General features: G+C 70.7%; 25 protein-coding genes and 1 riboswitch. Of the genes, 4 read left to right on the plus strand and 21 right to left on the minus strand.

What is annotated here, in order from left to right; all coding sequences use genetic code 11:
• Positions 1–28 precede the first annotated feature (28 nt).
• A complete protein-coding gene (locus ACLHRZ_RS27815; protein WP_490421290.1) occupies positions 29–316 on the minus strand; it encodes a hypothetical protein in 288 nt (95 codons plus the stop codon).
• Positions 317–465: 149 nt separating this feature from the next.
• Positions 466–1,461 (minus strand): TolB family protein, encoded by a 996-nt coding sequence (locus ACLHRZ_RS27820; RefSeq protein WP_490421291.1) that lies wholly within the window; start codon positions 1,459–1,461, stop codon positions 466–468.
• A 125-nt stretch (positions 1,462–1,586) separates the two neighbouring features.
• Between ACLHRZ_RS27820 and ACLHRZ_RS27825 the strand changes: the two genes are divergently transcribed.
• Entirely contained in the window at positions 1,587–2,033 is a 447-nt protein-coding gene (locus tag ACLHRZ_RS27825) for an RICIN domain-containing protein (protein ID WP_490421292.1), read from the plus strand.
• A gap of 119 nt (positions 2,034–2,152) precedes the next feature.
• Here ACLHRZ_RS27825 and ACLHRZ_RS27830 read toward each other — a convergent pair whose 3' ends face one another.
• The 6 genes from ACLHRZ_RS27830 to ACLHRZ_RS27855 all read right to left on the minus strand — a co-directional run bounded on the left by ACLHRZ_RS27830 (position 2,153) and on the right by ACLHRZ_RS27855 (position 5,880).
• A complete protein-coding gene (locus ACLHRZ_RS27830; RefSeq protein ID WP_490421293.1) occupies positions 2,153–3,160 on the minus strand; it encodes a terpene synthase family protein in 1,008 nt (335 codons plus the stop codon).
• 154 nt (positions 3,161–3,314) lie between these two features.
• A complete protein-coding gene (locus tag ACLHRZ_RS27835) occupies positions 3,315–3,530 on the minus strand; it encodes a hypothetical protein (RefSeq protein WP_490421294.1) in 216 nt (71 codons plus the stop codon).
• Between the two features lie 6 nt (positions 3,531–3,536).
• Entirely contained in the window at positions 3,537–4,454 is a 918-nt protein-coding gene (locus tag ACLHRZ_RS27840; protein ID WP_490421295.1) for an endo-beta-N-acetylglucosaminidase H, read from the minus strand.
• A 74-nt stretch (positions 4,455–4,528) separates the two neighbouring features.
• Positions 4,529–5,014 (minus strand): MarR family winged helix-turn-helix transcriptional regulator, encoded by a 486-nt coding sequence (locus tag ACLHRZ_RS27845; RefSeq protein WP_490421296.1) that lies wholly within the window; start codon positions 5,012–5,014, stop codon positions 4,529–4,531.
• A gap of 59 nt (positions 5,015–5,073) precedes the next feature.
• Positions 5,074–5,529 carry a phenolic acid decarboxylase gene (locus ACLHRZ_RS27850; protein ID WP_490421297.1) on the minus strand — a complete coding sequence of 152 codons (456 nt, stop codon included), beginning with the start codon at positions 5,527–5,529 and terminating at the stop codon, positions 5,074–5,076.
• 84 nt (positions 5,530–5,613) lie between these two features.
• Positions 5,614–5,880, minus strand: coding sequence for a hypothetical protein (locus tag ACLHRZ_RS27855; RefSeq protein ID WP_490421298.1), 267 nt, complete (start codon positions 5,878–5,880; stop codon positions 5,614–5,616).
• Between the two features lie 295 nt (positions 5,881–6,175).
• Between ACLHRZ_RS27855 and ACLHRZ_RS27860 the strand changes: the two genes are divergently transcribed.
• Positions 6,176–6,592 (plus strand): hypothetical protein, encoded by a 417-nt coding sequence (locus ACLHRZ_RS27860; RefSeq protein WP_490421299.1) that lies wholly within the window; start codon positions 6,176–6,178, stop codon positions 6,590–6,592.
• A gap of 46 nt (positions 6,593–6,638) precedes the next feature.
• Here the strand turns inward: ACLHRZ_RS27860 and ACLHRZ_RS27865 are convergent, their stop codons facing one another.
• A complete protein-coding gene (locus tag ACLHRZ_RS27865) occupies positions 6,639–7,100 on the minus strand; it encodes a hypothetical protein (protein ID WP_490421300.1) in 462 nt (153 codons plus the stop codon).
• A 161-nt stretch (positions 7,101–7,261) separates the two neighbouring features.
• Between ACLHRZ_RS27865 and ACLHRZ_RS27870 the strand changes: the two genes are divergently transcribed.
• Entirely contained in the window at positions 7,262–7,681 is a 420-nt protein-coding gene (locus ACLHRZ_RS27870; protein ID WP_490421301.1) for a YchJ family protein, read from the plus strand.
• On the opposite strand, the gene ACLHRZ_RS27875 is transcribed toward ACLHRZ_RS27870, so the two are convergent.
• The 9 genes from ACLHRZ_RS27875 to ACLHRZ_RS27915 all read right to left on the minus strand — a co-directional run bounded on the left by ACLHRZ_RS27875 (position 7,674) and on the right by ACLHRZ_RS27915 (position 17,958).
• Complete coding sequence (locus ACLHRZ_RS27875; protein WP_490421302.1) at positions 7,674–8,141, minus strand: C40 family peptidase; 468 nt, start codon at positions 8,139–8,141, stop codon at positions 7,674–7,676. The two genes, ACLHRZ_RS27870 and ACLHRZ_RS27875, sit on opposite strands and share 8 nt — an antisense overlap.
• A gap of 4 nt (positions 8,142–8,145) precedes the next feature.
• Positions 8,146–8,299, minus strand: a riboswitch (cyclic di-AMP (ydaO/yuaA leader).
• Between the two features lie 179 nt (positions 8,300–8,478).
• The gene (locus tag ACLHRZ_RS27880; protein ID WP_490421303.1) at positions 8,479–9,333 is read right to left on the minus strand and encodes an endo alpha-1,4 polygalactosaminidase; all 855 of its coding nucleotides are present in this window, start codon (positions 9,331–9,333) and stop codon (positions 8,479–8,481) included.
• Complete coding sequence (locus ACLHRZ_RS27885) at positions 9,330–10,010, minus strand: spherulation-specific family 4 protein (RefSeq protein WP_490421304.1); 681 nt, start codon at positions 10,008–10,010, stop codon at positions 9,330–9,332. Before ACLHRZ_RS27885 ends, ACLHRZ_RS27880 begins: the two co-directional genes overlap by 4 nt.
• Positions 10,007–10,906 carry an NAD-dependent epimerase/dehydratase family protein gene (locus tag ACLHRZ_RS27890; RefSeq protein ID WP_490421305.1) on the minus strand — a complete coding sequence of 300 codons (900 nt, stop codon included), beginning with the start codon at positions 10,904–10,906 and terminating at the stop codon, positions 10,007–10,009. The genes ACLHRZ_RS27885 and ACLHRZ_RS27890 overlap by 4 nt, the downstream gene beginning before the upstream one ends.
• A 9-nt stretch (positions 10,907–10,915) precedes the next feature.
• Positions 10,916–11,629 (minus strand): nucleotidyltransferase family protein, encoded by a 714-nt coding sequence (locus ACLHRZ_RS27895; RefSeq protein ID WP_490421306.1) that lies wholly within the window; start codon positions 11,627–11,629, stop codon positions 10,916–10,918.
• Positions 11,630–11,678: 49 nt separating this feature from the next.
• Positions 11,679–12,680 (minus strand): SDR family NAD(P)-dependent oxidoreductase, encoded by a 1,002-nt coding sequence (locus ACLHRZ_RS27900; RefSeq protein ID WP_490421307.1) that lies wholly within the window; start codon positions 12,678–12,680, stop codon positions 11,679–11,681.
• A gap of 71 nt (positions 12,681–12,751) precedes the next feature.
• Positions 12,752–14,194, minus strand: a complete 1,443-nt coding sequence (locus tag ACLHRZ_RS27905; protein ID WP_490421308.1) for a hypothetical protein — start codon at positions 14,192–14,194, stop codon at positions 12,752–12,754.
• Complete coding sequence (gene pelF, locus ACLHRZ_RS27910) at positions 14,191–15,708, minus strand: GT4 family glycosyltransferase PelF (protein WP_490421309.1); 1,518 nt, start codon at positions 15,706–15,708, stop codon at positions 14,191–14,193. The genes ACLHRZ_RS27905 and pelF overlap by 4 nt, the downstream gene beginning before the upstream one ends.
• Positions 15,709–15,774: 66 nt before the next feature.
• Positions 15,775–17,958, minus strand: a complete 2,184-nt coding sequence (locus ACLHRZ_RS27915) for a hypothetical protein (protein WP_490421310.1) — start codon at positions 17,956–17,958, stop codon at positions 15,775–15,777.
• 826 nt (positions 17,959–18,784) lie between these two features.
• Here ACLHRZ_RS27915 and ACLHRZ_RS27920 point away from each other — a divergent pair.
• On the plus strand, positions 18,785–19,714 hold the full coding sequence (locus ACLHRZ_RS27920) for a carbohydrate-binding protein (RefSeq protein ID WP_490421311.1): 930 nt from the start codon (positions 18,785–18,787) through the stop codon (positions 19,712–19,714).
• A 122-nt stretch (positions 19,715–19,836) separates the two neighbouring features.
• Here ACLHRZ_RS27920 and ACLHRZ_RS27925 read toward each other — a convergent pair whose 3' ends face one another.
• The 3 genes from ACLHRZ_RS27925 to ACLHRZ_RS27935 form a co-directional block, all read right to left on the minus strand.
• Positions 19,837–20,097 carry a hypothetical protein gene (locus tag ACLHRZ_RS27925; RefSeq protein ID WP_490421312.1) on the minus strand — a complete coding sequence of 87 codons (261 nt, stop codon included), beginning with the start codon at positions 20,095–20,097 and terminating at the stop codon, positions 19,837–19,839.
• Between the two features lie 132 nt (positions 20,098–20,229).
• Positions 20,230–20,592 (minus strand): DUF805 domain-containing protein, encoded by a 363-nt coding sequence (locus ACLHRZ_RS27930; RefSeq protein ID WP_490421313.1) that lies wholly within the window; start codon positions 20,590–20,592, stop codon positions 20,230–20,232.
• 300 nt (positions 20,593–20,892) lie between these two features.
• Complete coding sequence (locus ACLHRZ_RS27935) at positions 20,893–21,795, minus strand: aminoglycoside phosphotransferase family protein (protein ID WP_490421314.1); 903 nt, start codon at positions 21,793–21,795, stop codon at positions 20,893–20,895.
• Positions 21,796–21,892: the final 97 nt, after the last annotated feature.

Here is a 21,892-nt window from a genome sequence, read left to right on the forward strand (position 1 = left end):
GCCAGGGTGTTGCGGGCGCGCGCGTGGCTCACGCGGGCACGGACGCCCTTCCCCGGGCCTGGCCGATCGTGTCGGGGAGCAGCTTCGCGGCCACACGCCGCCGCGCTTCCGCCGCGAACGACGGCCGCACCATCGACCGCATCGGCCGGCCGACCGGGACGGGCGGCATACCGACACGGGCCGGCAGCTCCACGAAGACGTCGTCCGGGGGCGCGCACACCCGCGCCTCGGCGCCGAGTGCCTGCAACTCCACTGCGAGCCCCACCAGCGGTTCGACGTCCCCATGCGACCCATACGTCGACAACAGCACACGCACTTCGCGACTCTCCCATTTCCACAGATCCCGGCCGGAGTTCCGGCCCAGGCCGATGATTGTGCGGGAGGATGGGGGCCTTGCGGCAAGGCCCCTGGTGCGCTATATGTTGAGAGTGGCGAGGAGAAGATGTTCTCCTTGCCCTTTTTCGTCTAGCGCCCCGGCGGGGCGGGGACGCGCCACAGCGAGGACGGCTTGTCCTCGCCCCCCGGATGCGACTCGAAGGCGATCCAACGTCCGTCGGGCGACCAACTCGGCGCGCCGTCATAGGTGTTGCTGCTCCTGCTGACGCGCACGGGCCGGCCACCGCCCGCCGCCGGGATGACGAAGATCTGCGGCAGGTCGAGCCCGTCGGCGGTGGAGGAGAACACCACGGACCGCCCGTCCGGCGACCAGCTGGGGTCGGTGTGCTCCCCGGGCGTCGTGGTGAGCTTGCGCAGCCCGCTCCCGTCCGCGTTCACGACGTACAGCGCCCAGTCCTCGCTGCCCGCCTCGCGGCGCTGGAAGACCAGCCGGTCACCGGCGGGCGACCAGTTGGGCTGCCGGTTGTCCGTACGGGTCCCGGGCCCGTCGATCAGCCGGGTGGCACCGCTGCCGTCGCGGCGCACCTTCCACAGCGAGCCGAGCTCGGAGCCGTCGGGGTGTTCGTTCTCGATGCTCTCCTGGAAGACGATCCACTGCCCGTCGGGCGAGAAGCTGGGCTCCAAGTACCCGGTGTCGCCGCCGTGCCGGGTCACCCGGGTCGGCTTGCCGCCGGGCTCCATGATCCAGACCTCGTCCTGACCGCTGCGGTCGGAGGCGAAGGCGACACCGGCACGCGGGTGCCAGCTGGAGCCGGGCAGGTTCACGGCGGCCTTGTCGGGTTCGGAGAGGAGCGTCCGGGGGTGCGCGGAACCGCCGTCGAGCGGGATGGTGCGGAGGGCGGCGGCGCCCTCGTTGTACCCGTCGTGGAAGAGGGTGAAGAGGACGGACTTGCCGTCCGGGGAGAAGGCGGGGTTCTGGGCGCTGGTGCGGCCGGTGGGGTGGTAGAGGGGCTGAGCGCCGTCGGCCCGTTTGTTGTCGGGGGCGGGGCCCCCGCCTCCCCCGCCACAGGCGGTGAGGAGAAGAGCTCCGGCGAGGGCGGCGGCAGCGAGGAGGCGTAAGCGCACGGAGGTGACGGTAGCCGAGTCAACTGCGGGGTGACAGTGTCCGATTCGGCACTACTGAGCGAAGCGTTCGGTCGCCACGCTGTGAGCGCCGTTCCCGTCGTAACGCTTCTGCCCAGGAGGCACAGATGAAACACCGCTACCTGCTGGCGACCGGCGCCCTGGCCGCCACTGCCGCCCTCACCGCGTTCGCACCGTCCGCCGGCGCCGGCACCCCGCCCCTCCCTGCAATGCTCCAGTACCAGAACACCGCCACCGGCAAGTGTCTGGAGACCGACGGCAATTCGGTGTACCCGCAGGACTGCAACGCCACCGGCTACAACCAACGCTGGGTGGCCACGGGCACCGGCCCGGTCCAGCTGCGCAACGTCGCCACCGACAAGTGCCTCGGCACCCACGGCTCTTCGGTGTTCCCGCAGGCCTGCGGCAGCGGCAACCAGAGATGGATACTCGACGGCACCAACCCGTACCAGCTGCTGAACGCCGCCACTGGCAAGTGCGTGGGCACCGACGGCTCGTCGGTGTACGCACAGGACTGCACCGGCGGTGACGACCAGAGCTGGAAGCGCATGTGACGCCGGGCAGCACAGGTGCAATCATGCTTCGGGCAAGATTGCACCTGTGCAACAAGGCTGCTGTCGGGGCAGCGAGGTCTGCGCGGCAAGGGGCGAGGACAAATGCCCCTCTGATCTGGTCAGCCCTGCAGAACCGCGGAACGCCCCTCAAAGACATACGCCGCGGATGTGCCCAGCCCGCTGGGTTTCCCGAAGGTTCCGGCCGTGTCCTGGCCGAAGCGGCCCGTTAGTTCATGCCACAGATACGAACCTGCCAGCGCCTCTTGCAGCGACTCGACGAACCGTACCGCATCGGGCGGTACGGCCGTCGGGGCCTCGGCCAGAGTGTCGACCCTGGCGGTCAGCAGAGCATTGACGATGCCAGTAGCATCAGGCCGATTCAGCCCGAGGGCCTTGCGGGCAACCTCGACGCCGTTGTTGCCCACTGTGCCCTCATCGACCTCCCGGTCGTAGGACACGATGTCGTTGTGCAGGCTGATGGCGTCCACGAACGCGTCCACGGCGGTGCGGAACTCCCTGCTGCTCAGCACCTTCTGCCGGAGCTCGCCCATCGCGTGCTCCATGAGCACGGCGGTGAACTGCAGACCGCCGAAGTCGCGTCGGGCGCCCAGGTACTCGATCAAGTCGGTCACGGCGTGGTCGACATGCTCGAGCTCCCACAACACCCCGTCCAGGAAGCGCCGCACGCTGCGGATGAAGCGGTCGCGCCAGACCGGGCTCATGGTGGCGGCCGTACCGGTCCACAGACCGGCGAAGGCCCGTTCCACAGGATTGCCCGGACTCAGCGGCCGCGGCAGTCCGTCCAACGGCAGGAACAGCATCAGCCGGTCCACCTGGGCTGCAGCCGACTCCTGGTCGTGGTCACGCCGGTAGAGCGGCAGGAACAGGTCGTCGACGAACCACAGAGCTACATGCCAAGCAGTGACCAGGTCCAACTCGTCCGCGTCGGCGTCCGGATGGGTCAAGGCGATGAACAACGGGAAGTCGGCCTGATCGAACTTCTCCTCGCTCCACCTCTGCGGCCACTCCAAGTACTCGTCGTCGAACATGCCCATCTGCCGGGCCCATTCCTTGGCATGGGCGCGGGCCTCGCCGACGTGGGGGTTGAGGCGGGACTGGAAGGGCATGTGGAACTGAGGTTGCGTAAGGGATCCCATGTTCGGTTCACTTCCCATCCCGGGCCACCGTGATGTCAGGGTTCACTCCCAAGTGTTGATCCTATCGAGGAAGTTCCGGCAGCGGCTGCTCGACGGGGATGTGCCCGAGCCTGTCCCGCAGGTGTCAGTCCCCCGTTTCGTCAGGTCCGGTGGAGGTGTCGAAGGGCGCGAAGGACCAGTGCTGGGAGTCGGAGTCACCGCCGCCGCACTGGGTGGTGTTGACGATGTACACGCCGGTGCCGGCAGCCAGCCGGTCCATGTCCAGGCAGGCATCGTCGCCGTGCTCGGGCTGGTCGTTGCGGAGATGGAACTTCCGGCAGCGGAAACCCTGATCCGACATTTGCCGTCAAGGGGTGTACACGGCGTCGCTGCCGTACAGCTCCCTGGTGAAGCTGGAAACGTACTCGTGCCGGTCGGAACCGTCCAAGTTGTAGGTCAGATACACGCCATAGCGTTCACTCACGGTTCGCTTGGCGAAGTCGGCCGCCGTGCTCGTGGGCGTGGCGCCGACCTCGACGGCTGCCGGTGACAGTTTCGACTTGGGCAGCGAGATGCCCGGAACCGACCACTGCCCGTACCACGGGTTCCAGGCGTAGTCGAACTTCGACGAGACGTCCACGCCGCCGTAGGACAGCCTCTCCGCCGACGGGCCGATGTCGTACAGGGAGATGAGCTTGTGGGGCAGGTAGTCACGCAGTGCAGAGACCAGGTGGACGAAAGAGCTGTCGTTGGGCTGGCCCGTCCCGTTGTTCCCGTACTCGGCGTACTCGTCGTCGAAGTCGATGCCGTCCAGGCCGTACTTGCCGACAGCGTCGGACAGTTGCTTGGCGAATTCCGAAGCCGCGTCCTTGGACGGGAAGTTGGCGAAGCCGGCGCCTTGGTGGTTGCCGAGCACCGACAGCATGACCTTGATGCCCTTGGCCTGCAGGGGCCGGATCTGCGTCGCCGCGTTGTCGAGGACGCGCTGGACGTTCTCGTTGAAGTACAGGTATGCCGACTTCTTGGTGGTGTCGTAGTTGATGTTCGCGGCGAAGACGACCGCGACGTCGAAGACGTTGCCGCCGCCCTTGGCCAGCGTGTACTTGCCGACATTGAGCATGCTGTTGCTGTTCACCTCGACATAGGCGACCGAGGTCGGCCCTTTCTTCTTCGGGACCGCTGCCGTCGCCGGGGTGGTCGCTGCCGTACCGACCAGGAGCGCTGCTGCGGCCAATAACGCAAGCGCAGCCGTCTGCGCTCTGCCTCGGCCAAGAGTGAAAGTCATACGGCAACGCCTGCCCACACCGGCCCCAGACGCAAACCCGTTGCACAGCCGGGCTGTTGTACGGCCTTCGGCCGTCAGTCGTCGGCCCGCAGTTCCGGGGGCAGCGGTGCCGGGCTCAGGTGCGGCAGAACGCTGAGGGCGATGTCGACCAGGTTGGCCTGCTGCTGCGGCGTGAGGTGGTCCAGCAGATAGCGGCGGACGCCGCGTACGTGCACGGGGGCCGCGGCCCGCAGCGCCGCCGCCCCCTCGTCGGTGAGGACGGCGTGGGCGCGGCGGGGGTCGTCCTCGTCGTCCGCCCGTACCACCAGGCGGCGCTCCTGCATGCGGCGGATCTGGTGGGAGACCCGGCTCTTGGACCACTGGGCCTCGCTGCCGAGCTCGCTCAGGCCCAGCCGCCGGCCGGAGGCCTCGGAGAGCAGGACCAGCACGGTGTAGTCGGCGCTCGACAGGCCCGCCTTGCGCAGGTCCTGGCTCAGCCGCGCCTCCAGCATTTCGCTCATCGCGACATAGCCGCGCCAGGCGCGGGCCTCGTCCCGGTCCAGCCAGTTCGGTTCGTCCACGTCGGCCAACCTTAGCGAGGGGACCGGGCCGGACCGGGACGCGGGGGCGTACGCCCCCTTCAGCACGCGACGCGGAAGGTGCCCTTGAGGTCGAGGCGCTGCTTGGCGCCGTCCTGCTCGAACTCGATGACGGCTGTCACCGTGCGCTCGTTCCAGTCCTGCACCTGCTCGACGGTCGTGCCGTCGGCCTCGGTCCACTTGAGCCGGTAGACACCCGGAGACTCCTCGCGGTGCTCGACCTTCACCGTGCCCTCGGCCGGGTCCTGGCCGGCGAGCACCTTCCAGTGGGCGGTGTCCGCGCCCTCGAAGCGCAGCTCGAACTTGTAGCCGTTGTCGTAGGAGATCCGCAGGGTCTCGCCGGCGAAGTCCGGCTCGGCGGTCCGGACCGCGGCGGTGTGGCCTGCGCGCGCCGGGGCGTCCGCCTGGGCCATGACCGGGGTGAGCGCCAGCAGCGCGGTGGACAGGGCGGCGGTCGCCCCGAGACCGAGGGCGATGCGGCGGTGCTTGCGGTTCACGGGTGTCACCTTCCGTTGGGTTGACGTGTCAACCATGACGCTACGAATTGCATGGTTGATATGTCAACCATGCAGGTCAGGCGGTCAGGTGAGGATTGCGGCGATCACCGGGGAGGCAGGCGGCCCACCGAGGACGCGGCGCGGCTCGGCCACTCCCCCGAGCCGCTGTTCCGGCGTGAGGGCGAGATAGCGCTCGATGCGCTCGTCGAACGTGCTGCAGAAGCGCGCGTAGAGGGCGTTGTCCTCGACGCTCCGGCCCGCGAGGGCCGCGGTGCCGGCGTGGTCGTCTCCGGGCAGCACGTGGCCGGGCGGGGCGTCCGCGAAGTGGGCGGCGAGGAGTGGAGCGTGCACGCTCACCGTAGCCATTCCCGGGCGATGTGTAAAGACGGCACCCCCAGCCGCTCGACACGCCGTGTACCCGCGCGTTCTCGCCAGGGGAGCTTCAACCCACCACCCCTGGGCGTGAGGTGCCTCACACCCTCGCCGTGCTCAAGGGCACAGTGGCCGCATCAACGGGCCACATCCGGCGTGACGTTAATCGAATCTGTGCAGTGCCGGGGTGCGCCGGGACAGTGGGACGCGCACCGGCAGCACCGACTACCCATCCCGGACCGCCAATCCCGGTGGAAGAGAGGATTCGAGCACCATGAGCGAGATCCAAGTGGCCTCCGGCATCTACAAACTTGAGAGCAAGCACCTCTACGTGACGCGCGGCCAGTACCCCAGCGAGCACGGCTTCCCGGTCATCGCGCGGAACATGCTGATCCCGCCGATGCTCCAGCACTGGACCATCGAGCGGGTCAGCGAGACGCTGCCCGGGCAGTACAACATCAACCTCGAGATCGAGCCCGATCTCTTCCTCACGGCCGACGGCACGGATGTCCTCTGGGCCAAGGAGGGCACGCCGGAGCCGTGGACGCTCGTGGCCGGGCCGCAGGGCTTCGTCATCCGTTCTCCGAAGGACCTCGCGCTGGCTGCGCCCACGCCGAACGCGCAGATCAAGCTCGTCGACCCGAAGTCCCCGGAGGTGGGCTACTACCACCTGGAGCACACCCTGTTCTGAACAGGGCGCGAGACGTCGTGGGGGTCGCCGATCAAGTCGGCGACCCTCACGCCGCCGCCGGCAACAGCTTCGGCACCGACCCCAGCAGCGCCCGTTCATCGGTGACCACTGCCGTCACCCCCGTCGTGACCCCGGCCGTGTCCTCCGACCCCGTCGCCCTCAGCAGCGCCGTCACGTCGTCGTCCAGCTTCTTCAGCTGTGCCGGCACCTCCGCCGCGCGGTCCGCCGCCTTCACCGATCTCTGCAGCCGGCCCGACGTCGACCGCAGCCGCCGCTGCAGTTCCTGCAACGCCGCCGTGTCCGGGGTCTTCGAGCGGGCTTCCGTGCCGATCCGGGATGCGAGCAGCAGCGTCTCGCCGAGGTTGCCCACCGTGTCCAGCGACTCCGCCGCAGCGGGCCCCGGCGTGGCGGGCGGTGCGTCCGACGCGAGCGCGGGACCGGCGATCAGCAAGGCGAGCGTGCCGCACACGGCGGCCGCGGCAGTGGAGGGAAACGGGTTCAGGCGCATGCCGTCACCCTTGGTGGAGGGCCTCCGGGCCGCAACCGGCGGACGGCCCCGGCCCCGCGCCCGGACGGGCCCCGCAGTAAACCTGACCTGCGCGTATGTCAAACCGGCAAGCCGATGACCACCGTGCGGCCGAACGGGTTCCCATCCGGCACAATCAAGACGTGTCCAGATCCAGCGCACGTCCCCGGCCGGCCGTCGGCCCCGCCTCGCCCTGCCCCTGCGGGCTCGGCGACACGTACCAGAACTGCTGCGGCGCCTTCCACAGCGGGCAGAAGACCGCGCCCACGGCCGAACGCCTGATGCGCTCGCGCTACGCCGCCTTCGTCGTCCGCGACACCGCGTATCTGCTGCGCAGCTGGCACTCCAGCACCCGGCCCGCGCACCTCGATCTCGACCCCGAGATGCGCTGGACCGGGCTGGACGTCCTGGCGACGACGGACGGCAGCCCGTTCCACCAGGAGGGCACCGTCGAGTTCCGGGCCCGCTGCAGCGAGCGCGGGCACCAGGACGTCCTGCACGAGGTGAGCCGGTTCGTCCGTGAGGACGGGCGGTGGGTCTACCTGGACGGCGCCGTCACCTGACCCGGCCGTACCAGACGCTGCCGGTCCAGATCTTCTCCAGGCGCACGCGCGTGCCCGGCTTGGGGGCGTGCCAGATCTTGTTGTTCCCGGCGTAGATGCCCACGTGGTACACGTTGCTGCCGGAGTGGAAGAACACCAGGTCACCGGCCTGGCGGGAGCCCGCGGAGAGGTGGCGGGTCGCGTTGTACTGGTCGGCCGCGGTGCGCGGCAGGCGCTTGCCGATCCGCTTGAACGAGTAGAGCGTCAGGCCCGAGCAGTCGAAGCGGTTCGGGCCGGTCGCGCCGTACTGGTAGGGCGATCCCTGCTTGGCGGCCGCGACCCTGAGGGCCTGTTCGCCGGGGGTGGCGGCCTGGGTGCCGGGGACCATGCCCGGCAGCAGGACCGTTGCCGCCACCGCGGCGGCGGCAAGTACGGGAATGCGCGCAGGTATTCGCGGCAGTGCAGAAGGCATTGCAGACATGCCGAAGCCCTTCGTCAGCCGCCTGCGAAAGATGACCTGTCGGGTTCGGGCTGGACGAAGGTGCCCGGCCACGGTCGTGGCTTCACCCCAAGGACCACCGCCATCGTGGTCCGTCGTGCTCGGGTCTCCCGCTCCTGCCGGTCCGTCGAATCGGTTCCGCACCCGGTGCGGTGGCAGGACTCGGCGTCCGCCCGGGTGGCCCGCCTCGGTGACGGGGTCTCATGTTCGAGGGACGATCCTGCACCACCCCGCGCTCGAATTCAGAGCCGAATGGGGCTTCTGTGAACTTCTTCACTTCCGCCCTGTAACTGCAACCACGCCCGCATCTGGCACCCCATCAGCACGGCTTGCGCCACGCATCCAGACCCAGCCGCTTCTGCATCGAGCTCAGCCCGAGCCGCGTCGTTTGGCTGCAGAACTCCCCCGGTTTCAGGTCGTATTCGACGTGAAAGACCGCTTTGTTCGCCTTCACAAAGGGTGTCAGGCGCTCGCACTCCTCGTACTGCGCGCACTGCTCGTTCACCGCGAAGTCGAAGTCACCCAACAGCTGCGGGATCTGCTCCAGGTCGTTCTTCAGCCCCACGGACATCCCCCGGTCGTGCGCGAGCTTCGCCAGCATCCGGTTGAACGCCAACTGGTCGTCGGCAGTCAGCTTGAAGCCCGTCGAGTTGCGGAAGCCCTCCGTCAGGTCCGGCTCCACGGCGTCGAAGCCCTTCTTCCGGCACATGTCGATCCGGGCCGCCATGATCGGCTTCAGGACGTCGAGGCGGCGGATGTCCACCCACTTCTCGCCCTTCCAGCCCTTGTTGTTCGCGCCGAGGACGCCCTTGGGAAAGGTGTTCCTGTCCGGCCGGAAGTCCTCCCACGCGCCGGCGTTGAAGTAGCAGATCACCTTCCGGCCGCGCGCATGCAGCACCGAGACCGTCGCGGCCGAGTTCTCGAATCCGTCGATGTCGTAGACGGGGACGTCCACCGACGTGTCGACCTTGCCGTCCAGCTGCCACTGCCAGCGCGTCCCCGGCTTCGGCTGCCAGCGTTCCCCGGAGGCGGGAGCAGAAGGTGCAGGTGCAGGTGCCGTCGCCTGCTCGTCCGGACCGTCTCCCTCATCGTCGGAGGACGAGGACGCGCAGCCCCCGACAGCCAGCAACAGCAGCACACCTGCCACGGCCGCCCCCGCCCGTATCCCCTTCATCGCACCGCCCCCGTCGTCAAGGGCGCGCTCTGCCAGGGGTTGGCCCCGTCGCCCGGCACCGCGCAGTGCACCCCGGCCCCGCGCCGCTCCGCCGTGCGGGCCACCTGCTCCGCGCAGCCCTCCGGGACGGCGTAGACGAGGTGGCAGAACCGGCCCGGCGGATGGTCCGCCGTCCACGGCGGCACCCCGGCCCGCCGGTACTCCTCCCAGCTGCCCTCGAAGGTGACCAAGACGTCGGCGAGCCGCGCGTAGCCGGGGTCCGGATGGGTCCCCGGGTTGAGCGCGACGGTCCGCGCGCCCATCGTCCTGGCGATCAGGACCAGCCGCCGGTAGTGCGGCAACACCGCGGCCCCGGAGGGGACTTGGTCGAGGAAGACGCCGTCCACGTCGTACCACCTGCGGTGCCGGCGGATGTCCGCGGCCACGGCGCGCGGCCGGCGGCGGCCGTACCCGGTGTCGGTGTAGCCCAGCAGCCGCACCCCGGCGCGGCGCAGCCGCCCGGCGGCCTCGGTGAAGGCCGGGTCGGGGCGGTGGCCGGGGCCGTCCGCGGCGTTGAGCACGACCCCGTACACCAGCGGGGCCGCCGCCTGCAGTTGCGCCCAGGCCTCCGGGTGGGTGGCCGGGTGGGCGTAGAGCGGGACGAGCAGCCGCTGTTCCTCCTGCTGCGTCTGCGTCATCGGACGTTCTCCTCTGCTGCCGTGCCGGCCCACACGTCGGCAAGACTCTCGGGCAACGCGTACCGCGGTGTCCAGTCCAGACAGCGGGCTGCCGCGGTGACGTCCGCCTGCTGCCAGGGGACGGCGGCCGAGCGCGGGGAACCGTCGCCGTCCTCCTCGATCGTGCCCCGGAAGCCCGCCGCGCGGGCGAGGCCTTCGGCGACGTCGCGGACGCGGCGTGCCGTGCCGCTGCCGATGTTGAGGACGGGAGGGAGCGGCCCGGTCGCGGTGACGGCGCGGGCGACGGCAGCCGCGACGTCCCGTGCGTCGACGAAGTCGCGGTGTGCGGAGAGGTCCCCGGTCCGGATCCGGCCGTCGCCGCCCGAGCGGCGCAGTTCGGCGGCCAGCCGGCCCGGCAGGGAGGCGAGAGGCTGGCCCGGTCCCACGGGGTTGAACACCCGCAGCACGACGGCGTCAAGGCCGGATCCGGTCACTGCGAGCGTGCCGGCCAGTTTGCTCGCGCCGTACAGGCCGAGCGGGCGGGCCGGGCCGGACTCGGCGGCGGGACGCTGCCCGTCGGCGGGTCCGTACTCGGCGGCCGAGCCCAGGTGGACCAGGCGGGCCCGAGGCGCGGCCTCGTGCAGGGCCGCGCACAGGACGGCGGGGCCGAGCGCGTTGAGAGCGGCGAGGTCCACCGCGCTGCCGCCCACGGCTCCCGCGCAGTTGACGACCGCGTCGGGGGCCACCGAGCGCAGGACGGCCGCCAGCCGGCCCGTATCGGCGGCGGCCACGTCGCAGAAGACGTCCGCGTCGGGCGACCGGCCCGCGCGGAGCACCCGCGCGCCCGGGAGGGCGCGCAGCTGCCCGGTGGCGTGCCGGCCGAGGAAGCCGGTGGCGCCGAGAACGAGGATGCGCATGCCGGCCGTTCACGCTCCCTTGATCAGCAGGTCACGGCGGAGCGAGAACTCGGCGTTGGCCCGGTCGTAGTCGTCGGGACGTCCGATGTCGAGCCAGTAGCCGTCGAACTCGTAGGCGTGCGGCGGGCAGTCGTCCCGCAGCATGTCGAGGACGAGCTCGTCGAAGCCGAGCGGCAGCCCGGGGGTGTAGCGGGCGAGGGCCTCGCGGGAGACGCCGTAGACGCCCATGGAGACGCGGTAGTCCATGCTGGGCTTCTCGGCGAAGCCCACGACGCGCCCGGAGTCGGTGGTCAGCACGCCGAAGTCGATGTTGACGCGGCGGGCGTAGGTGGCGATGGTCAGCGGTGCCCCGGAGGCGATGTGCTGTTTGAGGACGTCGCCGAAGTCGAGGTCGGTGAGCACGTCGCCGTTCATCACCAGGAAGTGCTCAGGCAGCCGGTCGCGCATGGTCAGCAGCGGGCCCATGGTGCCCAACGGGCTTTCCTCGGTGGTGTAGTCGACTCTTATGCCCCATTGGGAGCCGTCGCCCACGTAGGCTCTGATGATGTGGCCGAGGTGCCCGATGGCCAGGGTGCAGCTGGTGAATCCGGCGCCGGCGAGCTGGCGCATCACGATCTCGAGGATGGCGTGCTGGTCGCCGATGGGCACCAGGGGCTTGGGCAGTGCGGTGGTGTACGGGCGGAGCCGGACGCCCTTGCCTCCGGCCAGGATGACTGCGTGCATGATGCCGTTCCTCTCTGCTCCCGGTGCGGGAGCGGTGGGCGGTGGAACGTCAGACGTTGTAGATGCCGGTCTTGTAGCGGGCGAGGTGAGCGGGGTCGCGGAAGAAGGCGATGGTGGCGGCGAGCCCCTCGTCGAGGGTGTGGGCCGGGGCCCAGCCGGTGGCGGCCCGCAGCCGGGAGGCGTCGGCGAGCAGCCGCATCACCTCGGAGGCGCCGGGACGGACGCGCTCCTTGTCCGTGCGGATCTCCAGGTCGGCGTCCATGAGCTTGCCGATCAGGCGCACCAGGTCGCCGACCGAGATCTCCTCCCCCGTACCGGAGTTGAAGGTGCGGCCGACGACGTCGGCGGCGGGCGCGGTGCCGACGGCGAGGAAGGCGGCGACGGTGTCCTTGACGTAGCTGAAGTCCCGGGTGGGCCGCAGGTCGCCGAGGGTGATGGTGCGCTGCCCGGCGGCCACCTGCCCGATCACCGTGGGGATCACGGCGCGCATGGACTGGCGCGGCCCGAAGGTGTTGAAGGGGCGCAGGGTGACCACGGGGAGCCCGAAGCTCGCGTGGTAGCTGTCGGCCAGCCGGTCGCCGCCCGCCTTGGACGCGGCGTACGGGGACTGGGTGTTGATGGGGTGGTCCTCGGTGATGGGCACGGTCTGCGCGGTGCCGTAGGTCTCGCTGGTGGAGGTGTGCACCAGACGCGGGACGCCCGAATGCCGAACGGCTTCCAGGACGTTGAGGGTGCCGGTGACGTTCGTCTCCACGTAGCTGTGCGGGGCGCGGTACGAGTACGGGATCGCGATGAGCGCGGCCAGGTGGTAGACGGTCTCGGCCCCGGCCACCAGCGACTGGACGGAGCCGGGGTCGCGGACGTCGCCGAGGACGACCTCGACGTGGTCCATGACGTCCTCGGGCACAGTCTCCAGCCAGCCGAAGGACGAGAAGGAGTTGTACTGCACCATGGCGCGGACCCGGTGGCCGCGTGCGACGAGCGCCTCGACCAGGTGCGAGCCGATGAATCCCTCGGCGCCGGTGACGGCGACGGGTGCAGGTGCGGACATGCGCGGTTCTCCCCTTGCTCAGGAACGTTCTCAGGGACGTTCTCAGGAACGGACGTTCTGGTTCGGTGCGTTCAGCGGTGCGTGGTGATCCGTCCGAGCAGCGCGGTGGCGACGGCCAGCAGGGCGGCCGCTGCACCGGTGCACGTGACGAGCTGGTCCCGGGCGGGTGCGGAGATGCGCAGGACGAGGGCGGTGGTCTCGGTCCCGGCCGCGGCCAGGCACAGCAGGGCCGGGGTCCAGGCGATGCCGTAGGCCTGGAGCAGCAGTCCGGTCCACAGCACCGCACCGAGCGCGAGCAGCGCCGCGGTGCGGGTGGGGTCCGGCAGCGAGGCGTGCGGCCACAGGAGGGCGACGGCCAGCGTCAGCACGGCCAGTGCCGCGAGGTAGGCGGCGATGCACAGGGCGAGCACGCGGGCCGCCCCGAGCAGCATGCCGGGGAAGGTGGTCGAACGGGCGAGGGCGTCGAGGGCCCTGCCGCGGCAGCGGTAGAGCAGCCATTCGGCGGCCCCCATGCTGAGAGTGAGGGCGAGGACGGCGGGTCCGGCGGTCCCGATGCCACCGGTGTGCCGCAGGGCGTCGCCGAGTGCGGCGACGGTTGTCAACACCCCGCAGCCCAGGCCGAACAGGCCGTACGGGAGCGAGGCGAACGGCGAGAGCCGCGGCGGCTGTGCCTCGGTACCGCGGGTGTGCAGGACGGTGCGGACGGCAGCGGCGGCGGCCCCCACGGCCGTACCGAGCAGCAGTGCGACGCCGGCCGCGACCGGCGGTTTCTCCACCAGGGTCGCCGCTCCCCCGGCGGCCGTGGGCAACAGGGCGTACAGCAGCAGCCGTTCACGCCCCAGCACCAGCAGCGTGGTGGCCGCGGCCAGGTACAGCGCCTGGCCCGCGGCGAAGGCGTACGCCCCGGCGGGGCCCGGCAGCAGCAGGGCCGCGGCGGTGGCGAGCAGCGCGCCGAGCGGTGCGCCGACGGCCAGGCAGCGCCCGGCCGCGGGGCGGCCGCCCGCGGCCAGCCGGAGGTAGGCGCGGTGGGCGAGGCCCTGGTTCCAGGCCCAGGCCAGCAGCGCGGAGACGGCCAACGGGCCGGTGCCCGCGGGCAGTCCGCCGTCGTGCCGGCCCCCGGTGATCAGGGGTGCGGCGAGGGTGTAGCCGAAGCCGGGCAGGGTGAACACCAGGGAGCGCAGCAGGCAGGCGCCGGGCGACACCCGCCAGGGGTCGGTGCGGGCCGGGGGCTCGGGGTGGCTGCGCGGCACCCGGGCGAAGAGCTCCGCGGCCAGCTCGAACGCGTCGTTCCTGCCGTAGCGTTCGGTGATCTGCTCGCCGGTGAGGCCGCCGGCCTCCAGGACGGCGGCGATCTCGTCGGGGTGCACGGCCGCCGCGCACACGTCGGCCATCTCCTCGGCGAGGTCGTCGAGCGGGTCGGCCGCCCACCGCGGCCGGTGCCGCGGCGGGACGGGGGTGGCCAATTCGTGTGCCGGTTCGGGCTCGTCGGGGACGAGGCGTAAGACTCCGCTCATCCCGCACCCCCGGCGGCCATGGCCATGACGGGGGCGGACAGGCGCCGCTGCCGGGGCAGTTGCTGCACCGGGCGGAGTCCGCCGAGGTCACGGTAGATGTCGCGGAAGGCGCTGATGGTCTGGCGGAGGGTGAACTGCTCGACCACGCGCAGCCGTGCGGACTCCCCCATCTTCGCGCGGGTCTCGGGGTCGCCCAGCAGCTGCAGTGCGGCCTTGGCCATGCTCTCCGGGTCGCGCGGCGGTACGACGAGCCCGCTGTCGCCGACGGCTTCGCGGACCCCGCCGACATCGGTGGAGACGGTGGCGCGGCCGCAGGACATGGCCTCGATGAGGGTGAAGGGGAAGCCTTCGCTGATGCTGGAGAGCATCACCACGTTCCCCGCCGCGTAGGCGTCGCGAATGTCGTCGACGCGCCCCTCGAAGGTGACGGACTCGCCGACGCCCAGGTCGGCGGCGAGCTTCTCGCAGGCGGTGCGGTATCCCTCGCCCCCGCGCGGGGTACCGCCGAACAGGCGCAGCCGCGCCTCGGGGATCTCCTTGTGGACGAGTGCGAACGCCTGGATCAGGGTCTCCAGGCCCTTGATGGGGTCGACGCGCCCGGCCCAGCTGAGCGTCGGTGTCTCCGGCTCCGGCCCGGCGGGCGGGAACGCCGCCGGGTCGACGCCGTTGTAGACGGTGCGGATGCGGTCGGGCGGGGTGCCCCCGTGCTCCTCCCAGCGCCGGTTGTAGCGGTTGCCGGGGGTGACGAGGGCGGCGCACCGGTAGCTCTCGACGGCGAGCATCCGGAACAGCCCGAGCATCAGTGCCTTGACCGGCCAGCGGTACGGCTCGCTGCGGAAGCCGAGATAGCGCTCGCGCAGATAGATGCCGTGCTCGGTGAGCAGGAAAGGGGTGCCGTGCCGGTGGTGGGCGACGAGCCCGGGCACGGCGGCCAGGCCCCCGCTCACCGCATGGGTGATCCCCTCGGCGGGGACCCGTGCGGCGAGCGGGCGCAGGGCGTGCTCCAGCAGGTCGGTGGCGGTCAGCGCGTCGTGCAGGGTGGGGCGGGCGGCGGCCGTGCCGAGGCGGGGCCGGTTCCAGAGCCGGGCCAGGAGGCGGGCCGCCGCCTCCCCGCGCAGCGCGGGGAAGAGGACGCCCTCGGTGGCGTGGTCGGCCAGCCGGTAGAAGGTGCGGGCGAAGTGCTGCTCCTCACCGGGGTCGAGGAGGGCCAGCAGGAACTGCTCGTAGCAGGTGAGGAATTCGCGCAGGGCCCGGCCGCGCGGGGCGCGGCCGGCGGGCGGCGGTCCCCACAGCGGCAGGGCGTCGACCTCCCGGACCTGCCGGGGCAGCTCCCACGCGAGCTGCTCCCGGCCGGTTCCGGTGACGGCGATGACCCGGAAGTCCACGTCAGGCATCCCCTGGACCAGTTGGTCGCACCACACGCTCACCCCACCGTGGCTGTGCGGGTAGGTCCCTTCGGTGAGGAGGGTCACCGAAGGGATGTCGGATGCCCTTACGGCATGCGGTCCGTGCATGAAAGTCGGTTTCTCCAGGAGACGTCAGGACATGGGCGGAATCTGCACGGAGGTACGGACGCCGGGTCAGTGCCGGGCGGTTGCACCGGGCCCGTAGGGCACCGGGTGACTCACACCACGCGGCACGGGCAGGGCGGCTGCCGGTGCCTGCACCGTGGCGGCTGCACCACCGTGCTTGTGTACGGCGGGAGTTGACCCGGCGGCCAGGGTGAAGTCGATCCGGCTCTGCCCTGCGGCCGGTGCGGCCCAGTCGGACCGGCTGCCGGCGTAGGCGGTGCCGAAGACGGAGCCGCCCTGCAGGGTGCCGTCGGGCAGCGTGGCGAGGGCCTGGACCCCGGCGGGTGCGGCGACGGTGACGGTGTTGCCGATGCGGTAGGCGGTCACCTTGCCCGCGGCGAGGGCGGCGTTCCAGGCGGTCCGCTTGCTCAGCTCCGTACCGATGTCCCGCATGCGGAGGTTGACGATCGGCGTGTTGTCGGCGAAGAGCCCGGCGTAGTCGGAGAGGACGTTCTCCAGAACCTTGTAGCCGATCCGCTCCTCGGAGAGGTTCGACTGGTGCATGAAGTGCGGCCGCGGGTCGTTGGCGAGGACGTGGCTCAGGGCGATGCGGGTCTCCAGCGGCGTGATGTACGTGCCGAACCCGGTCTTCACGTCGAGCGGCTTCGCCAGGCAGGTGGTCACCTTGGAGTTCTCACAAGTACCGCTGCCGCCGTCGGACTTCTTGGTGTAGAGCCAGTTGTACTCGTCCGCCTCCTCCACCGCCGTACCCGCGTTGTAGAAGACGTTCATGGGGTAGCGGGGCACGGTGAGGGCGGGGCCCACGGGACGCTGTTGGGGCTCGCGCGAGGTGTCGCTGCCGGTCCATGCGACACCCAGCTTCGCCAGCACCGGCCCGAGCTCGGGGTTGTCCTGGGTCTGCTGCGGGAGCATCTTCAGGCCGGAGTGCTCACCGGTGATGAGCTCGTCGTTGTCGATGGCCAGGCCTTCGCGGGCGGCCCAGGCGCGGTTGTTGCCGATCTCGTCGCCGATCTCCTTGCCGCTGACCCACTGGGTCCTCCCCGCGGCGTCGGTGGTGCACTTCCAGGGCACGACGGTGACGTTCTGCACGCAGCCCAGGAAGGCGTGCGTGTAGGTGTGGTTGATCCACCGGAAGGACTTCTGGTCGGCGGTGAGCTGCTGGAGCAGCGGGTCGGGCAGGCCGCCGTGCTCCGAGCGGTACTCCACGCTGCCGACGCCGTTGAAGGCGAAGTCCAGCGGGAGGTGGTGGCTCTGCGACCACTGCTTGGCGTACTGCGCGTCGGCGGCCGTCATCCGCAGGGCCGGGTGCTCGGGGGTGGGGTTGCCGGGGCAGTCGACGTCGCCGGGCGTGCACTTGAGCTTGGTGTCCCAGCGGTCGTCGGAGGCGAACATGTCGTCGACGTGCACGCCGAAGTAGTTGCGGGAGGCGCCCAGGTGGACGCCCTGGGTCAGCCACTCCACGATGCCGCGGGAGACCAGCCGGTACTGCGTCTGGTACTGGTTGGCGACGAAGGTGATGACGAGCTCGCTGCGCCCGTCGTGGTTGTACTGGCCGATCAGCGACCCGCGCCCGGTGCCGCCGGGGACCGGGGCGTCGAGCAGAGTGGTGTAGCCGGCGCCGTCGGGCTGCTGGGCGAGCGGCTGGGCAATGTAGCCGTAACTTTCGCTGACGTTCGGGTCGTTGTCCTCGAACGGAACGTTTTTCCTGAGGTAACCGAAGGGGCCGGTTGCCCCCGCCGAGGTGACCTGGGCGGTCTTCCCGTCCAGGGTGCCGGCGTAACCGGAGTCGGCGGGAACGTTCAGGCCGACGGCCGGACGGGCGTAGGTGTAGGCGTCCACCTGGCGGATGCCGAATCGTTTCTCGTAGCCGGCCAGCGCGGCCATCTCGGCCGAACCCCCGCCGAAGGGATTGTCGTTGGGCAGCACGATGCCCTGGTACTTGGCCCGCGCCTGCCCGTCCACGGTGTCGGCGAGGAAAGTGTCGTCGATCTTCTGGCGCGCGGGGTCGGTGAGATCGACCCTGGTGTACGGGGTCCCCGCGGCGTCCAGCGTGCTGCGGATGGCCTCCACCGAGGGCCCGCCGTCGTCGACCACCAGAACCTTCAGGTCGATGCGCGGCGCGGCGTCGGCCGCGTGCGCGGCACCGGCCGGCAGGGCCATGCCCAGCAGGACGGCCGCAGCCCCCGCCGCGACCGGCCGTGCAGCACGTCTGCTTCTGCTTCTCGTTCCCATGACGTCAACTCCCCCCGGGACGCAGGGCGCGCATGGGGTGCGCCGCCATGTCGTCCAGGACAAGTGCGGGCAGCACCGGGCTCGTTCTCCGGATGCGCCACGCACAGCGAATGATCCCCACCATTCGGCCCCGCATCAGCCGGACTCCCCATACCGGCTGCGCCCGCTCCTGCCCTGACACGGAAGCGGACGCCGATTGCCCGGATCCGGGCCGCGCGGACGGAGCCAGCACCGCGCGGCATCGATGCGGCGCCGGGGCGCGGCCGCGCCCCGGGTCCGGGAGGCTCCGCCTCCCGACCGCTCAGCCATATAGTGCGCCATGCCCGGAGGCCACGCGGGGCTCACTGGAGAGGTGCCCGGATCCGTTCATGAATCCCTGGCCTGTTTTCGCTGTAACCTCTCACGGCTCTTTGCCGTCCGCGTTTCGCGCGGATGTCCGGGCATCGCCAGGGTGACCTGTGCCGACATTGGTATACAACACCCCTGGACCACCTCTGCCGGAACCGCGTCGCACCTGCCCTTCCCGTATCCGAACGCCCCGAGATCGGCCTGATGCGTGCTGTCCAATATGCCTGTTGCGCTACGCATGCGGCGAGAGCGTCTGGCATCTGCCGTTACCGGAGGGCATCTTGGGGCCGAGCGAAGACCAGACCGGTCATCCCGGTTCCGTGGGCCCCATGCGAACCGGACGACTCCGAGGGGCGGTTGAGTTCCGCTGCGACGGCTCTTGACCGAAAGTCAGGGGGCATGGACGTTGGAATTTGTCATGAGCACAACGTGACATGGCACCGACGCTCCCACCCCCCACGTTCCCTGGAGGAGCCACGTGAGAAGACGCCGCACGCCCCTTGTCGCAGCCGTGGTCGCCGCACTGGCCGTCCTGCCCGTTCTGGGCGCCGCTCCCGCAGCCGGCCACGACGCCGGCACCGCTCCCGCACCCGACGCACCCCACCGCGGAGTCGTCACCGCCGCGCACGCCCCCGGCCACTCCCCCGGCCGCGACCGCGCGGTCCGCACCTTCGCCGAGGGCCGCCGGGAGCGCAGCGCCGCCGCCTGGACCCACCGGCCCGGGTTCGCCGCGGACCTGACCCACAACTGGTGGGGCGTCTTCCCGCAGCCCGGGACGCACGACGGCATCACGGCCACCCACTCCGTGGACCCCTCGTACCGGGTCTCGGCCTCCGACAACTTCACCTACGCGCCCACGACCAAGGCCCAGAACTCCTGCATGGAGGTCGTCACCGCATACGCGAACAGCGGCAACGAGATCTGGGCCTGGGACTGGTGCAGCGATCCCGGCGGCCCGGCGAAGGTGCTCGCGATCGACACGGACTTCCTGGCGAAGTACACGACGACGAACAGCGGTGGCGGCACGGCCTACAGCGTGCAGATGGTCCGCGACGACGCCACGTCCAACAGCTGGTCGTCGTACCTCTACAACTACCGGACCGCAGCCTGGGAACTCCTCTTCCGCCAGTCGGGGCAGGACCGCAGCGGGCTGGACCACGGCTGGGACATGTTCGAGATCTACGCGAGCGTCAACCCGGCGACGGGTACGGGCTATTACTGCACGGAGGCGGCGAGCACGGTCTTCGACAGCTCGTCGATACAGCTGCGGAGCGGGGGCGCATGGAAGGCGGCGGGCCCGTCGGACTCGCCGTGGACGGAGCCGAATCCCGACGGCGCCGCATTCCTGTGCCCGGGGCTGAAATTCGTCCAGGCGGGGGCGGACGACCACTGGACGGTGAAGCAGTAGGAGACGCGCGGCAGTAGGCGACGCCGGGAGAAAGCGCCGACCCCGCCGGAAGCGGCGGGGTCGGTGCTTGTCCTGTGCGCACTTGTACGCGCCAGTACGCGCCTATGCGCATCGGCATCCGGTCAGAGGCACTTCTCCTGCCACATCACGGAAACCTTGCGCCACTGCTGCGTGTTGGCACTGTGGTGGTCCAGCCAGTTCTTGAGCGCGGCACAGGAGACAGCCGGAGCCTTGGGATGCGCGGCAGCCGTCGTGACCGTCACCGTATTCGGGACGGACGGCGCGCCGACGGCCTGCGTCGCCGCTCCGGCCGAGACCAGCAGGAGGGGCGCGGTGATGGCCGTGACCAGCACCCGGCGCCCGGAACCGAGGGAATTCGACATGGTGCAGCTCCTCGTGGGAAGACGCCCGGGCGTCGCAGACGTCCGCGGGATTCCCTCAACCGCACACGGCGCCCGATTCCAGGCTCGCCCTGCGATATCCGGCTGTCAATGCCCGTGCCGCCGGCCGGCCTTTTAGGCCCCGTACGCCGGAAGCTGCTTGGGGCTGAGGCCGTACTTGTTGTGGTGCGGCGTGGTGTCCAGGCACATGAACACCAGCAGGACGATCCAGCCCACGAGCGGAATCAGGCCGAACAGCACCCACCATCCCGAACGGTCGGTGTCGTGCAGGCGCCGGATGGTGACGGCGAGGGTGGGGAGGAACACGGCGAGGACGTACACGGCCCCGATGAGCGGGTCCGTGCCGAACACGGAATCGGCGATCGCCAGCACCATGCTGATGACGAAGCTGACCAGGGTGAACATCCAGTACTCCTGGCGGCGCGCACGCCCGCTGAACACCGCGTATTTCTTGAGTACATCCACGAACCAGTGCACTGGGTCTCCCAAAGCAATGGGCCCCGAAGGGCCCGCCTCCTACGTAAAGCCGAGGTAAAAACTACACCATGTCGGCGGGGCGCCATAATTCACCTGTGCAAGATCAGCAGCCCGCTTTCCAGACGTTCGACCGCTGAGCGGGCTTGGCGAAGTGCAATGCGTGATCGCGCCCCAAAGGGGCGCGGGGCCCTGCTGAATATGCGGCTCCGCCGCGTGGGCGCCACCAGCCACGACGAGCCCGCAGCCGACACACAGCACTTCCCGTGGAGCGCCTGGGTCTGTCCGGCCGCGGCTATCGCCTCAACTCTCCCCCAGCACCGCCCGGATCACGTGCCGGGCAGTGCGCGCCATCGCCGCATTCGTCCTCCGGTAGTACGGCAGCGCGATCAGCGCCTGCGAGAGCGTCCGCCCCCGGCCGCGCCGCCACGTCGCGTCGTCCACGTCGAGCGCCTCGCGGAAGACCTTCCGCGCACCGGCCGGCAGCAGGTTCCACGCCGGGAACAGGTCGCAGGCCGGGTCGCCCACCCCCGTGCAGCCGAAGTCGATCACGGAGGCCAGCCGGCCGTCGCCGTCCACCAGGAGGTTGCCCGGCATGAGATCGGCGTGCAGCCACACCGGCGGCCCCTCCCAGGCCGGGGCCCGCAGCGCGTCCTCCCAGACGGCGGTCGCGGCGTCGCAGTCGACGCCCTCCTGCGCGATACCGCGCAACTCCTCGATCGCCGCCCGGGTCTCCGCGTCGAGCGAGGCGACCGGCCCGCCACGGTGGGCCTTCGGCGCTCCCGGCAGAGTGACGCTCCGCATCGCCGTCACGAACCCGGCCAGGTCCCGGGCCAGCAGCTCGGGCTCGCGCAACGCCCCCGCCTCGGGGTTCTCCCTCGCCAGCCAGCGGTACACCGACCACGGCCACGGATACCCCTCGGCGGGTTCGCCGGCCCCGAGCACCTCGGGAACGGCGACGGGCAACAGGGGCGCGAGCCGGGGCAGCCACTCCCGCTCCAGCGCCACGTCCCCGGCTCCGCCGGCCACCAACGGCAGCCGTACGACCATGCGGTCGCCCAGCCGGTACATGGCGTTCACCGTGCCACCGGACGGCAGCCACTCCACCGCCTGCCCCGCCCACTGCGGGAACTGCCCGGCGACCAGCCGCCGTACGAGGCCGCCGTCGATGGGGTGCATGCCGGGATGCATCCGCCCTGTGCTCATGGGGCGCCATCCGACCGGCGGATGCCGACGGGTGTCAAGAGGCCCTCGGCAATCTTGAGAAAGCGATTCCTCCCGGGTCCGAAATCTCGGAGTTCCT

This window comes from Streptomyces sp. AM25 (assembly GCF_058146165.1).